Origin of the sequence: Streptomyces reniochalinae, from assembly GCF_003323735.1 — a bacterium.
In the GTDB taxonomy this organism is placed as follows: domain Bacteria; phylum Actinomycetota; class Actinomycetes; order Streptomycetales; family Streptomycetaceae; genus Streptomyces; species Streptomyces reniochalinae.
The window spans coordinates 33,123-46,680 of sequence record NZ_QOIM01000057.1 but is presented as its reverse complement, the minus strand read 5'-3'; the positions used below and the strand labels follow the sequence as shown (position 1 = coordinate 46,680).

The 13,558-nt window shown below is 69.2% G+C and carries 11 protein-coding genes; 1 reads left to right on the top strand and 10 read right to left on the bottom strand.

The window, feature by feature from the left end:
• Positions 1-24: 24 nt before the first annotated feature.
• The 5 genes from DQ392_RS32975 to DQ392_RS32955 form a co-directional block, all read right to left on the bottom strand.
• The gene (locus DQ392_RS32975) at positions 25-1,110 is read right to left on the bottom strand and encodes an ABC transporter ATP-binding protein (protein WP_114019375.1); all 1,086 of its coding nucleotides are present in this window, start codon (positions 1,108-1,110) and stop codon (positions 25-27) included.
• Positions 1,103-2,872, bottom strand: coding sequence for an ABC transporter permease (locus DQ392_RS32970; RefSeq protein WP_114019374.1), 1,770 nt, complete (start codon positions 2,870-2,872; stop codon positions 1,103-1,105). The genes DQ392_RS32975 and DQ392_RS32970 overlap by 8 nt, the downstream gene beginning before the upstream one ends.
• 54 nt (positions 2,873-2,926) lie before the next feature.
• Positions 2,927-4,093, bottom strand: a complete 1,167-nt coding sequence (locus tag DQ392_RS32965) for an ABC transporter substrate-binding protein (protein ID WP_114019373.1) — start codon at positions 4,091-4,093, stop codon at positions 2,927-2,929.
• Positions 4,094-4,198: 105 nt separating this feature from the next.
• Positions 4,199-6,841, bottom strand: coding sequence for an aconitate hydratase AcnA (gene acnA / locus DQ392_RS32960; protein ID WP_114019372.1), 2,643 nt, complete (start codon positions 6,839-6,841; stop codon positions 4,199-4,201).
• A 149-nt stretch (positions 6,842-6,990) separates the two neighbouring features.
• Positions 6,991-7,869, bottom strand: a complete 879-nt coding sequence (locus DQ392_RS32955; protein ID WP_114019371.1) for an FCD domain-containing protein — start codon at positions 7,867-7,869, stop codon at positions 6,991-6,993.
• A 189-nt stretch (positions 7,870-8,058) separates the two neighbouring features.
• On the opposite strand from DQ392_RS32955, the gene rraA reads away from it, so the two are divergent.
• Positions 8,059-8,550: a ribonuclease E activity regulator RraA gene (rraA, locus tag DQ392_RS32950; RefSeq protein ID WP_114019370.1), complete on the top strand. Its 492-nt coding sequence runs from the start codon at positions 8,059-8,061 to the stop codon at positions 8,548-8,550.
• A 130-nt stretch (positions 8,551-8,680) separates the two neighbouring features.
• Here rraA and DQ392_RS32945 read toward each other — a convergent pair whose 3' ends face one another.
• The 5 genes from DQ392_RS32945 to DQ392_RS32930 all read right to left on the bottom strand — a co-directional run bounded on the left by DQ392_RS32945 (position 8,681) and on the right by DQ392_RS32930 (position 13,464).
• On the bottom strand, positions 8,681-9,136 hold the full coding sequence (locus DQ392_RS32945; protein WP_114019369.1) for a TIGR02611 family protein: 456 nt from the start codon (positions 9,134-9,136) through the stop codon (positions 8,681-8,683).
• 92 nt (positions 9,137-9,228) lie between these two features.
• Positions 9,229-9,600 (bottom strand): Rossmann-fold NAD(P)-binding domain-containing protein, encoded by a 372-nt coding sequence (locus DQ392_RS35645; RefSeq protein WP_245982277.1) that lies wholly within the window; start codon positions 9,598-9,600, stop codon positions 9,229-9,231.
• On the bottom strand, positions 9,543-10,442 hold the full coding sequence (locus DQ392_RS32940) for an FAD-dependent monooxygenase (protein WP_245982275.1): 900 nt from the start codon (positions 10,440-10,442) through the stop codon (positions 9,543-9,545). The genes DQ392_RS35645 and DQ392_RS32940 overlap by 58 nt, the downstream gene beginning before the upstream one ends.
• Positions 10,443-10,691: 249 nt before the next feature.
• A complete protein-coding gene (locus tag DQ392_RS32935) occupies positions 10,692-12,047 on the bottom strand; it encodes a flavin monoamine oxidase family protein (RefSeq protein WP_114019368.1) in 1,356 nt (451 codons plus the stop codon).
• Between the two features lie 862 nt (positions 12,048-12,909).
• On the bottom strand, positions 12,910-13,464 hold the full coding sequence (locus tag DQ392_RS32930) for a TetR/AcrR family transcriptional regulator (RefSeq protein WP_114019367.1): 555 nt from the start codon (positions 13,462-13,464) through the stop codon (positions 12,910-12,912).
• Positions 13,465-13,558 lie beyond the last annotated feature (94 nt).

Here is a 13,558-nt window from a genome sequence, read left to right as displayed (position 1 = left end):
CAGGGAGACCGACTGGGTCGACAGTCAGACGGTTTCCGGATAGAGCAGGCAGTCGTCGGGACGAATGAGGAGGTTGATCTCCCGGCCTGTGTGCTGGATGGGGCTTTCGGCGTGGACGCGCAGGTCGCCGAGGCTGAGTTCATACTCGAAACGGGCACCGGTGTACGAGCACTGCTCGATCCTCGCTCGCAGGACGTTCACGCCACCGTCGTGCGGGGCGTCCACGCGGTCGGTGAGCGTGATGCGTTCGGAGCGCAGGCCCACGGTGGCGGACGTCCCCGCGGAGCCGGTGCCGGTTACCTTCAGGCGTTGGCCCGTCGTGCCCAATTGGACCTGGACGCTTCCTTCCTCTGCGGAGTCGACGCGGCCCTCCAGGAGGTTGCAGCGGCCGATGAAGCCGGCGACCTCGGGAGTGGCGGGGGTCTCGTAGATCTCGGTGGGGGTGCCGACCTGCTGGAGGCGGCCGTGCATGAACACGGCGATGCGGTCGGACAGGGACATGGCCTCGACTTGGTCGTGGGTGACGTAGACGGTGGTGATGCCGACCTCGCGCTGGAGGCCCTTGAGCCAGAGGCGGGCCTGGTTGCGCATCTTGGCGTCGAGGTTGGAGAGCGGTTCGTCCAGGAGCAGGACGCCGGGGGAGTAGACGATGCCTCGGGCGAGGGCGACGCGCTGCTGCTGTCCGCCGGAAAGCTGGTGCGGATAGCGGTCGCGCAGGTGGACCATGTCGACCTTGGTGAGGGCGTCGTCGATGAGGCGGCGCTGCTCGGCCTTGGGAACTTTACGGAGCTTGAGGGGCAGTGCGAGGTTGTCGGCGATCGTCATGTGCGGCCAGAGCGCGTACGACTGGAAGACCAGTCCGAGGTTGCGGCCCTCCGGGGGGACGGTGTGGCGCGGGGTGCCGTCGAAGAAGACCTGGTCGCCGACGCGGATGGTGCCCGAGTCGGGGGTCTCCAGGCCCGCGACGCACGACAGCGTGGTGGACTTGCCGCAGCCCGACGGGCCGAGCAGGGTGAAGAATTCCCCGTCGGCGACGGTGAAGTCGATGTCCTCCAGGACGGTGGTGCCGTGGAATGACTTCTTGATGTTCTCGACGACCAGCTCAGGCATGCTTCTTCCCCTTCAGGAGGAGACCGGCGAGGCCGGCGACGACGGCGGTGACGGCGATCTGGAGGGTGGCGAGGGCGGCGACGGAGCCGGTCTCGCCCTGGGTCCACAGGTCGATGGCGGTGGTGCCGATGACCTGTGACTCGGCTCCGGCGAGGAACATGGCGGGGGCGTACTCGCGGATCATCTGGGTCCAGATGAGCAGGAACGAGGCGAGCATCGCGGGCACGAGGAGACGGAGCATGATGCGGGAGACCGTGCGCCACCAGTCGGCGCCGGCGACGCGTGCGGCGTTGTCGAGTTCGGCCCCGAGCTGCATGGTCGCCGGGGAGATCGCGCCGTACGCCGACGGGAGCGCTCTGATGCCGAAGGCGATGATCAGCGCGAAGAGCGTGCCGCGCACCGCGTCGCCGCCGGGTATCCAGGTGAAGGCCCAGAACAGGCCGATGCCGACGATCAGGCCCGGGACCGCGTGCGGTGACTGCGCTGTCGTCTCCAGGAGACGGGCGAAGCGGAAGTCGGAGCGGCGTGCCACGAGGACGACCACCGTGCCGAACAGGGTCACGGCCACCGCCCCCACGAAGGCCACGGTGATGCTGTTGACGATCGACTCGGTGTACGGCGAGTAGTCGAAGATCAGACGGAAGTTGTCCAGGGTGAGCAGGTCGAACGGGTTCACCAGCGGAGTGAGCAGCGAGGTGAACGCGCGCAGGATCAGCGCGAGCATCGGCAGCAGCGCGCCGAAGACGACGTACAGACCGACGAAGGCGAAGCCCAGCCATTTCCAGGCACCGATGTCGAGCAGTTCGGAACGGGTCGCCTTGCCGCGCACCGACACGAACCGCTGGGCGTGCTTGAGCAGCCGCGTCTGGAACACGACCAGGGCGATGGTGGTGAGCAGCATGAAGGTGGACGCCGCGCCCAGCAGGCCGTAGTCCGGGTTGATCGAGTCGATGCCCTGCTCGTAGAGGAAGTTGGAGAAGAGGGTGATGCCGGCGGGCTCGCCCAGGATGAGCGGGATGGACAGGGTCTCGATCGCGGTGCCGAAGATCAGCAGACCCGCGTAGAGCATCGGCGGGCGCAGCATCGGCACCACGACCGAGCGCAGGACGCGTAGAGGTCCCGCGCCGACGCTCCGGGCCGCGTTCTCCAGCGAGGTGTCGGAGGCGGCCAGGGCATTGGCGCAGAACAGGTAGGCGATGGGGACCTGGGCGACGGCCTCGACGAAGGCCATGCCGGGCAGTGAGTACAGGTTCCAGGGCACCCAGCCGAAGCCCTCGCGCACCGCGCTGGTCAGGAAGCCGGCCGGGCCGTAGACGACGATCCAGCCGAAGGCCAGGACGAGCGGGGAGATGTAGATGGGCCAGCGCAGCACCTGCCCGAACAGGCGGGCGGCGGGGAAGCGGATGCGTTCCAGCAGGATCGCCATCGGCACCGCGATGGCGAGCGCGAACACGGTCGTCAGGACAGCGAAGAGCAGCGTGTCGAGGATGATCGAACCGAAGCCCGCCTGGGTGAACAGGTGGGTGTAGTTCGAGAGGGTGAAGGCGCCGCCTGCGGCATACAGGGGCTGGTTGCGGACCGACTGGTAGAGGATCGGTACGACGGGGGCGAGGACGAGCACGGCGGTGACGAGGAACGTCAGCCAGTGGATGGTGACTTCACGTCCGGCGCCGAACAGGCGTCGGTATCGGGGCGTGCCGAGCTCGCCCGCGCGTGGGGCGCGGGACTGGGCTGGTGGCGCCGGGGGTGTCTGGATGGCCATGGCGACTCCGTACGAACGAACGGGGTGGGGGCAGAGGCATCGGGCGGGGACGGCTCAGCCGGCCGCCTTCTGCCAGCGCGCGACGTACGCCTGCTGCACGCGCTCCGGCACCCGCACGGGCCGGTAGAGGTGGACGCGCTCTGCGCCGAGCCTGCGTCGCATGTCCTGGAGGCTGTCCATGACGTCCTGGCGCACGTCCGGCCGGTAGGGCACCAGGCCGCCCTCGGCGACCGCCGCCTGCCCTTCGGCGGAGAGCAGGAAGTCGAGGAAGAGGCGGGCCGCGTTGGGGTGCGGGGCGGTCTTCACGATGGACAGCGCGCGCGGCATGACGACGGTGCCCTCGGCGTAGTAGCTCCAGCCCAGCAGGCCCCCGCTGTGCTCGGCGGCCGGGACGGCGACGCCGCCGCTGAGATTGATGGAGAAGTCGTACTCGCCGGAGACGACCTTCTCCACGAGCGTGCCGGAGGAGTGGTCGGCGTGGGCGAACGGCAGCAGCCGCCGGAACGTGTCCCAGCCGCCCGCGACGTTCGAGGTGTAGCCCTGGTTGCTGGCGTAGCCGTAGGCGTTGGTCGGGTCGTAGACGCCGATCTTGCCGCGGAAGCGGGAGGGTCGTGCCTCGACGATCGCCGCCAGCGACCGCAGGCCGTCGGGGAACTGGTCGGGGGAGAGGGTCTTGCGGTTGTAGATGAGAGCGACCGGGTCCGTCGACATGGTCCATACGCCGGGCAGCAACTCGGCCCAGTCGGGCAAGTGGTCTCTCTCCGGTGAGCGGTAGTCGGCGGCGACGTCCCGCGTTGCGTAGTCGCCCCACAGCGGACCGGCGTTGTTGGCCAGCACGTCGGCGGGGGACGTACCGGCGGCGGATTCGCTGTAGTACCGCTCGTAGACGGCGGAGCCGCCGAGGTTGGTCGCGCGAATGTCGGACAGCCAGGGGTAGCGCCGGGTGAAGGCGTCGAAGACGGGCTGCCAGTTCGTCTGCGAGGTGTTCGAGTAGATCAGGAGCTTCCGCTCCCGCCGTGAGGCTTCGATGACGGTCTCGTAGGTGGCGGGGTAGTACGCGGGGGCGGTCGGCGAGGCGGCGTTCGCCTCGTCGGGGGTACAGGCGGAGAGCGTGCCGCCGAAGGCGGCGAGTGTGCCGACGGCCGCGGCGCCCCGCAGGAGTCGGCGGCGGGAGGGCCGGAGGGCTGGGCCCGGTGCGGGCGCCGGAGGGCTGGAGGACATGGCGGCTCTTCTCGTAGGGGGCACGACGGCGCTGTCAGCTGCTTCGAGAGGTCGGCGGGGCCGGGGCGCCGACGGAGCGGAGGGGTGGGCGGGGAGGCGGCTCGGTCACGGTGCCGCGACGGCGCGCCGCACCACGTACGGCAGGATTCCGCCGTGCCGGAGGTAGGCGAGTTCCTGGCGCGAGTGGAGGCGCAGACGGAGGCGGAGCGTGCTGCGTGAGCCGTCGGGGCGGGTGAGGGACAGTGAGACGGGATTGGTGCCGACGCACAGCTCGGCAAGGCCGTGGAAGGCGAGGTCCTCCTCTCCGGTGAAGACGTGGGCCGACGCACGGTCGCCGTCCTGGAACTCCAGGGGCAGTACACCCATGCCGATCAGATTGTTGCGGTGGATGCGTTCGTAGGACTCGGCGATCACCACCCGCACCCCCAGCAGTGCCTGGGCCTTGGCGGCCCAGTCGCGGCTGGACCCGGCACCGTAGTTGCGGCCTGCGACGACGACCAGGCCGAGGCCCGCGGCGCGGTAGGTCGGCGCCGCCTCGTGGACGGGCAGGACGGCCGAACGGTCCGCGGTGTACGCGTGGCCGCCCGTGAGGTTGCTCGCCGAGGGGAGGAGCCGGTTGCGGACTGCGGCGTTGGTGAACGCCCCCCGCAGCATGACCTCGTGGTTGCTGCGACGCGTCGAGTACTGGTTGAGGTCGCGCCGCGCGACCCCGCGGTCGGCCAGCCATCGTCCGGCGGCGCTGCGCGCCGGGATGGCACCGGCCGGGGAGATGTGGTCCGTGGTGACGTCGTCGCCCAGCACCATCAGCACCCGGGCCCGTTCGACGCGCAGCCGGTCGGGCGGTGAGGCGGGCAGGCCCGTGAGGTGCGGGGGGCGACGGATGTAAGTGGAGTCCGCGTCCCAGGAGAAGCGCACGCCGTCCGCGGCCTCGATCTCGTGCCACGCCCGGGTGCCCTCGCGCAGCCGGGCGGCGTTGGCCCGGAACATCTCGGGCCGTACGGAGGCGGTGACGCGAGCGGCGACCTCTTCGTCGGTGGGCCACAGGTCCTTGAGCAACACCGGGCTGCCGTCGGTGCCGGTACCGAGCGGTTCGCGTGCGAAGTCGTGCAGGATCGAGCCGGCCAGTGCGTAGGCGACGACCAGCGCGGGTGAGGCGAGGTAGGACTGGGCGATGCGCGGGTTGACGCGGCCGGCGAAGTTGCGGTTGCCGGACAGGACGGCCACCGGGTCGACGCGGGCCTCGGCGGTGAGCCGCTCCAGCTCGGGGTGGAGGGGGCCCGAGTTGCCGATGCAGGTCATGCAGCCGAAGCCGACGATGTGGAAGCCGGTCTCCGCGAGCGGGTCCAGGAGCCCGGCCGCGCGCAGGTAGTCCTCGACGACCCGTGAACCTGGGGAAAGGGAGGTCTTCACCCAGGGCCGTGCTCTGAGCCCGGAATGCCGGGCCCGCTCGGCGAGAAGGGCTGCCTGCACGATCAGGGACGGATTGGCGGTGTTGGTGCAGCTGGTGATGGCGGCGATGGCGACCGGTCCCTCGGGCAGCGGCGCTCCGAAGTGGGCGGTGTCCGCGGGCCGTCCGGCGGTAGTGCGGAAGGAGCCGGGCACTCGCGACAGCGGAAGCCGCTGGTGGGGCAGATCGGGGCCGGCCAGGCTCGGCTCCACCGTGGCCAGGTCGAGGTCGATGACGTCGTCGTAGTGCGGTTCGGGCCGGTCGGCGGTGCGCTTGAGGCCCTGCGCGGCGAAGTACGCGTCGACCAGCCGCACGTGTGCCTCGTCGCGGCCGGTCAGCTTCAGGTAGGCGGCGGTCTCGTCGTCATAGGGGAAGTAGACGCAGGTCGCCCCGTACTCGGGTGCCATGTTGGAGACCGCGGCCCGCTCCGCCCACCCCAGAGTGGCCGCGCCGGGGCCGCAGAACTCCACGAACCGGTCCACTACGCCCCTGGCGCGCAGCAGCTCGGTCAGGGTGAGGGCGAGATCGGTGGCGCTGACGCCGGACCGCAGCCGCCCCGTCAGGCGCACGCCCACCACCCGCGGGTAGGGAATGGTGACCGGCTCGCCGAGCATGGCGGCCTGTCCCTCCAGGCCCCCCACGCCCCAGCCGACGACGCCCAGAGCGTTGATCATCGGAGTGTGGCTGTCGGTGGCGACCAGCACGTCCGGGTGCAGCCACGGCAGGCCGCCCTCAGCCGCCTCCTCGCGCCAGACCAGGCGGGCCAGCACTTCCATGTTGACCTGGTGGATGATGCCCGTGCCCGGCGGTACGACCCGGAAGCCGCGCAGACTGCGCTCGGCCCATTTCACGAACGCGTAGCGCTCGCCGTTGCGGCGGAAGTCGATCGCCAGATTGCGCTCGACGGCGTCGGACAGTCCGTACTCCTCGACGATGACCGAGTGATCGACGGTCAGGTCCACCGGGACGGCCGGCTGGAGCCGTTCCGGGGCGCCGCCAAGTTCGGCGACGCTGTCGCGCAGGGCGGCGAAGTCGGCGAGGGCGGGCAGACACGTGGTGTCGTGCAGCATGATCCGGTTCGGGTACACCGGCAGTTCGCAGTCGCCGCGACCCGAGCGGGCGCGGGCGAGTACGTCGTCGAGAGCGGCGGGGGAGCGGCGGGCGACGTTCTCCAGCAGCACCCGGACCGAGTACGGCACCTCGGCGAGCCGCCCGGCAGGCAGCAGCCCGGCCAGTGGCTGGTACCGGTACGAGTGGCCGTCGACGGTCAGCACAGCGTTGGCGGTGGGGTCTGTACGCATAGTCCCTGCTGTCGTTCCGGAGGAGCCGACGGGCGCATGGCTCCGGGCGCGGCCCATATTGTCTCAAGCCGCAGATTGATACAACCACTGGAACGCGGAAACTTCACCGGCCGCGGTGTGAGGGAGGCAGGTCCTCGGTCGCGGGGTGGTCAGCCCTGCGTCTTGATGATGCGGACCTTGTCCAGATGATGGCGCAGGTAGGTGGCCGCCTCCTCCAGCTTCCCGTCCTCGACCAGGTCGAGCAGGTGCAGGTGCTCGCGGGCCTGGCCGGCCAGACGGGAGCGGTCGACCTGGTGGCGGTACTCGATGAGGCGGCGCAGCCGGTGCTGACGGCGGGCGGCGTCCAGGAGGAACTGGTTGCCCGAGAAGCCCACGAGCATCTCGTGGAACGAGGCGTTGACGCGGAACAACTCGGCCCGCGGGAGCAGCAGGATGTCCCCGCGCAACAAGGACTCCTGCTGCCCGCGGTGCAGGGCCGCGGCCTGTGGGTCGACCCTGAAGCCGGGCTCCAGCAGGGCGTTCGGCTCGATGACCATGCGGAACCGGTAGCTCTGGTCGTGCGCCTCGACCGTCGAGAGCGCCTGCTGGAACTCCCAGCCGCGCCCGCCGGCCTTGCGGCGCACCAGGTCCTCGGACTCCATGCGCGCCAGCACCCGGTCGGCCTGGCGTGGCGTCAGGCCGTAACCGCGACCGATGTCGGCCGCGGTGAACGGCCCGGTGAAACGGCCCCCGATGTAGTCGTCGGCGACCCGGAAGTACGCCTCCTCCTCCAGATCGGCAGCCCCCGCCAGGTCCGTTCCGGTCAGGCTGGCGGCGGCGCGGTTCAGGAAGTAACCCCGGTTCCGCTCACGCCTGAGGATGCCCACCTCGGCGAGGAAGGCCATCGCCTTGCGCGCAGGTGTGCGGGAGACGTCCAGCTCGTCCGCCGCCCACTGCTCGGTGACGTGCGCACCCTCTTCCAGGCCGCTGCGGCGCAGGAGGTCCACCAGGCGGGTGGCGGTGGAGGTGGTCAGATTCGGCCGCGGCATCAGGCTGCGCTCTTCGGACGGGGACGTCGGACGCTCCATCCTATGGGCTGGGTCCCGGCGTACGCGGTGATGGAGAGCTCATCTCGCACCAGCATTGTATTGAAACGCCTATTGATGCAAAGTGTCGTTCGGGGTGTCTATCCGGCTCTCCAGCCCGAGCTCACTCGATGAGAGGCAGCGCTTCCGACGATGCACACGACTCCCGTCCCCACCGCCGACCTCGCCGACCAGTACGGCGACCGGCTCCGTGTCTGTTCCCTGCAGTTCACCGGCTACGGGGCCGTGCGCTCCTTCGCGGGTCCGGTGCGGACCGTTTCGTGCCGTGAGGACAACGCCTTGCTGCACGAGCTGCTGCACATGCCCGGGGGTGGGGCCGTCGTGGTCGTGGACGGCGGCGGGTCCCTCGCCACCACACTCTTCGGTGCCCGGATGGCCACCAGGGCCCGCGACAACGGATGGGCGGGTGTCATCGTGCACGGCGCTGTCCGCGACAGCGCCTCACTCTCCGCGACACGGCTCGGTGTGCAGGCACTGGGGACCAATCCGCGGCGAGCGGGCAAGGCTGGGCGAGGAGAGGTGGACGTGCCCGTCACCTTCGGCGGTGTGTCGTTCGGCGTGGGTGACATCCTGCATGCGGACGAGGACGGAGTGGTCCTGCTCCCGGTCGATCACCTCTTCTGAGACGTGGTCTCACGTGGTGATCTTGGCAATTCCCTTGCAGCAGATCCGGGTGGCAGCAGGGCCGAGGGAAGCAGTGAAGTAGACGACATACTCTGTCCTTTGGCAGCTGCATCGCAGGACCATTGCTGAATCACTGCTTGATTTTCCACGGTACGACTATGCCGAACTTCCAGAGGTAGATTCCTGCCAGTGCCGTGATGATCACGAGCCCCGCCGTGGTGAGAATGATATTGCGCCGCCGTACCTTGGGGTCGAGTGCGCGCTGGGCGGCTTCGGTGACCTTGCGTCGGGTCCAGCGTAGGACGATCTGTGCCCAGGTGAATTCGGTCGCCCAGATGGCCATGCCTCCGAAGATCACCAGCCAGCCCGGGCCGGGCAGTACCAGCATCGCGACGCCGGCCCCGACTACGGCGAGACCAACGACGAAGATTCCGACCTGCCAGCCCGTGCGGAGCAAGCGTGACTTCCGGATGAACTCGGGGGCCCGCGAGCCCAGTCTCCGCTCCGCCGCCCGCTCGTCCCCTGCAACGGAATCAGCGGTCACCGTCACGGCAACCTTGTTCTGCTTGTCATTCTCCGCGTTCATGCAGCCCAACCTGTCGGAACCGAGACCTTCATCGGAATGGAGGTGTGCCCCCAAAGGGGCACACGTGAAAACGAACTTCGTGGTGGGGGCTGTCAGACGGCGGCGATATCGATGGACATCTCCTTGAACGCCTTGTCCATCATGGCCGTCATGACTTTCTTGCCGGCCCGGTTGGTCAGCACCTTCTGCATGGCGGTGCGTACGATCTTGTCCTTGCGAGTCTGGGGGACGAATGTCGGCAGGCCCTCGGTGCGTGCTGACTTCTGTTGGAGCGCCATGAAGGGGTGCAGCTTCTGGTCCCATTCGCGCAGGGCCCGGGGCGTGTTGCCGGGGTTGCGCTGGAGCAGGGTGCCCAGCAGGTCGGCGCCCGCCATCGCGGTGGAGGCGCCCATGCCGGAGTAGAGGGTCAGGCACCAGGCGGCGTCACCGAGCAGGACGACCCGGTCGGTGTGCCAGGTGTCCATCTCGATCTCGCGGAGTCGAAGATGTAGTCGTCGGCCTGCTCGAACTGCCGGAGCAGATGACCGAGGACGGGGCCGACGGGCTCTGGCCCGAAGGCGGCGCGCAGCGACTCGATGGGCGGACGGCGGAACTGGGCGTCTTCGTCGTCGGTGCGGTAGTTGAACAGCAGTCCGGGCTGGTGGCCGGTGAAGGGGAAGGTCCACACCGAGCGCCCTGGTTCGGCGAGGACGACGCCGTCCTGGGACCGGTAGCCGGGAACGGGCTCCTTCATGGTGGTGGCAGCGACGATGTGGTGCAGCGGGCGCATGAAGCGGTTGTCGGGGCCGAACGCGAGGTGGCGGACGGTGGAGCGCACGCCGTCGGCGCCGATGACGAGGTCGAAGTGCTCGGTGGTCTCCGCGATGTCCTCGCCAGTGGTGGTGCGCAGGGTGACGACGACTCCTGCGGGGTGTTCGCCGAGGGCGGTCGGTGTGGTGCCGTAGCGCATCTCGGTACGGAGGGCGACCGCGTCGTGGAGGGCGGTCTCGATGTCGCCGCGCAGGATCAGGCGTGGGCCGCCGGGGAGGTCGCCGTACCCCATGCCGGGACGGCGGCGTCCGTCCCGCTCCACGTCATAGGTGATGGTGGTGGGGTCGGTGCGGTTGCCGATGGCGTCGAGGATGCCCATGCGCTTCGCGGTGGCGCGGCCGGTTTCGAAGAGGCCGATGAAGTAGCCGGGGGCGCGGCGCTCGGAGGCTCGCTCGACGATCACGGGATCCCAGCCGATGTCGTGCAGGCGCATCGCCGTGGCGAGGCCGCCGATGCCCATGCCGACGATCAGGGCTCGGGGTGCGGGTTTGTTCAACGGGTGTCTCCTCTTCGGTGCAGGTCTGTGACTGCGAGGTCTTACGGCATGGGGCTGCCGGGGAGCATGGTGACGGTGGGTGCGGCGTCGAGGTCGTGAGGGCGAGGACGACCGTCCGGGACGGATCGGCTCTGGCCCCGCCCCCAGTCTGCTCGTGGCCCGTTCTGCCGAACTGTGGGGAGCGGTGGCTTGTTGGACCGGAGGCCGGCGCCGACGGTCCGGGGGCGAGGTCAGCGGGGGCAGGTAGGGTCACTGCCCGGAGTCGAGGCGTGATGCCACTTCGGTGGCTGCGCGCTGGCCCGAGAGGATGGCGCCGTTCATGGTGCCGGAGGTCTCGTCGGCTGTTTCGGTGCCGGCCCAGTGGACGCGTCCGACCGGCTCGCGCAGGAACGGTCCGAAGGTGGTCCACGTTTTCGGCCCGACTGCCGGGTTCGGCCCGCCGGGTGCGAAGCTGTCGTTGCCCCAGGAGAAGTCGGTGTAGTCGATGGCATGGCGCGCGGGCGCACCGTACAGGTGGATGAGGTGCCGCATGACGCGCCGGCGGCGCTCGGCCTCGTCGTATGCGTCGAACCCGCGCGCGTCACAGAAGACCATGAGGATGCCGGGGCCACCGGCGTCCGGGCTGACGTCGAAAGCGAGGAAGGCGGTCTCGTCGTCGGACATTCCTTCTCCCGAGAGACCTTCGTCCCGCCAGAAGGGGCGGTCATAGGCGACGAAAGCCTTGCTGAGAGCTCCGAGTCGCCAGCTGCGTGAGAGCCCGTAGTGACGCTCCGGGAGTGCGGGCGTGAACTCGATGGTCGATCGGTGTGTCGGCGATGCCGTCACGATGACGTACCGGGCATCGATGGTGTGGTTGCTGGTCTCGACCGTGACGCGTTCTCCGGCCGTGGTGATGTGCTCGACCGGGGAGGCGAGGAGCAGGCGGTCTTCCAGCGTGCCGGCGAGCCTGCTGACCAGCGTGTGCATCGTTCCCAGCAACCGGTCCTGCTGGTCGCCGCCCTCGACGGCGAGCATGTGTTCGATACCGCCCAGGTTCTTGATGTACCGCATCACGTTGAACAGTGAGACCTCGCCTACGGGTGCACCCCAGTGCACGAGGCTGAACACGTTCATGAACTTCCGGGTGTCCTTGAGGGCGTGCTTCAAGGTCAGCCACTCGCCGAGCGACATCGAATCGAAGTGCGCGGCGTGGTGGTGCTCCCAAGGAGAAGAGACGGGGAGGCCGTCGACCATTTTCTGCAGGACCCCCATGATCCGCGTGAGGTCGAGCATCGCCCAGGGTGCCATGGACGTGGCGCTCTCGATCTTGCGCTTGCCTCCGAAGGACATGACGCCCTTGCCCGGCTGGGACTGGGCCACGAACTCGCAGTCGAATCGGCGTGCGAGGTCGCGTACCGCGGTGTGACCCGGTGCGACCCAGGTCGCGCCGGCGTCGACGGGGACGCCCGCGACCTCGACCGTGTGGATCCGTCCGCCGACGCGGTCACGGCCCTCGACGACGACGACGTCGTGCCCGGCTCGGGAGAGCTGGTCCGCTGCAGTGAGCCCTGCGAGCCCGGCACCGACGACAACGACGTCGGCGGATCGGGTGCTGACACTGGTCATGGTCGCGCTCCGTTCGTATGCGGCCTGCCGGCCGTCTGCCTGGTCCAAATACTGTACTGACGTGTCAGTGTAGTTCTCAAGGTGAAGTCGCTCACCGGTACGAGGGGTGGGTGAACCGCAGAGACCTAAGGGGAAGCAGTCCGCGCGGGAGGCCCCCGGCTGCCGTCGCCCACACGAGGTGAGGCGTGTCGCTCGCTCGGGCGACGGTGGGCGGCCGTCCCTGGCCTCGGTCGGCCTGCGCGGATGCATCTCGGGTCAGAGAAGGCGGAGGTACGCGCATAAGAACCCGCAGGGCGGTGTGTTCAGCGAGCGCGGAGCTCACGGGCTGGGACGTTCACGCGGCGAGGGTCACCGCCAAGCTGCACCTGGCCGTCGAGCCAGGCCGGAACGTCCTGTCGATTGTGGGGACGGCGGAACAGCGCGGGGACGCGCAGCAGTTCGAGCTGGTGCGGGAGAGGGTTCGCGTGCCCCACACCGGTCCGGGCCAGTCATGTTTCCCCTCGATCGGTTCTGCGCGGAACGGGCGTCCTCCGTAGGGACCGCGCCCACCTGCGCCGCCGCGAGAATCGCTGCACGATCCTGGACGTGGCTGATCAAGCGCGCAAACGGCCGGAAGCTCGGCTCACGCGGTGGCCGACCTCCAGACTTCGGCCCAGCGGACTGTCGTCGGCGCCAGGCAGTCGAGTGCGGGATCAACCGCCTCAACGATTGGCTGTGACTCTCGGCCGTCACACGACATGATCCGCGTTTGCGCTGGTCGGATGGCCGCCCGAGGCACAGATCGCAAGGTCATCGCTCAACGCGTAGACCGGCCGGACGCTGCGACACTTGGGCAGCGCCGGGCTGGGACATCGACGCAGTGCTATGTGCCGGGCGTAGTGAGCTTCTCCAACTCGGTTCGCAGGGCGGCGATTTCGGACCGGTCGGGCCTCAGCCCCCATCCGGCCATGAGGCCGGCGCCGTCGACGGCGTTCAGGATGACGGTGCGTGCTCCCACGGAGAGTCCGTCATCGGCCATCTTGGCCTTCCAGCGCGCACCGTCCTCGGAGGCGATCTCCGAGACTCCAGGAGTCACGGCGAGGGCAGCCAGGAGGAAAAGCCGCTCGCCGACCAATTCGATCGCGTCGCCTTCCAGCGATGCGCGGATGAAGGCGCGCGCCAGGCGCCCGGGCTCCTGGCCGTCCTCGATACGGTCCTGCACTGCCTGGTGGAACTGGGCGAGCACGTCCTGGGTCAGCGCGAGCCACAGCGCGTTCTTCGAGCTGTAGTGGTAGATCACCGCTCCACGAGTCAGCCCGGCCGCGACTGCCACGTCATCGAGGGTCGCCCGGGCCCCCTGTGCCACGACGACGCCCCTTGCGGCGTCCAGGATCAACCGCTTGGTGTTCTCGGGCCCTCGTCCTGCTGTGCGTCCCATTGATCTCTTTCATGCAGTAGCGACATCGTTCGGCGACCAGTGTGCCCGGCTGCAACACGACCTCATGACGCTGGTGGCCTGCCAGGCAGGAGGC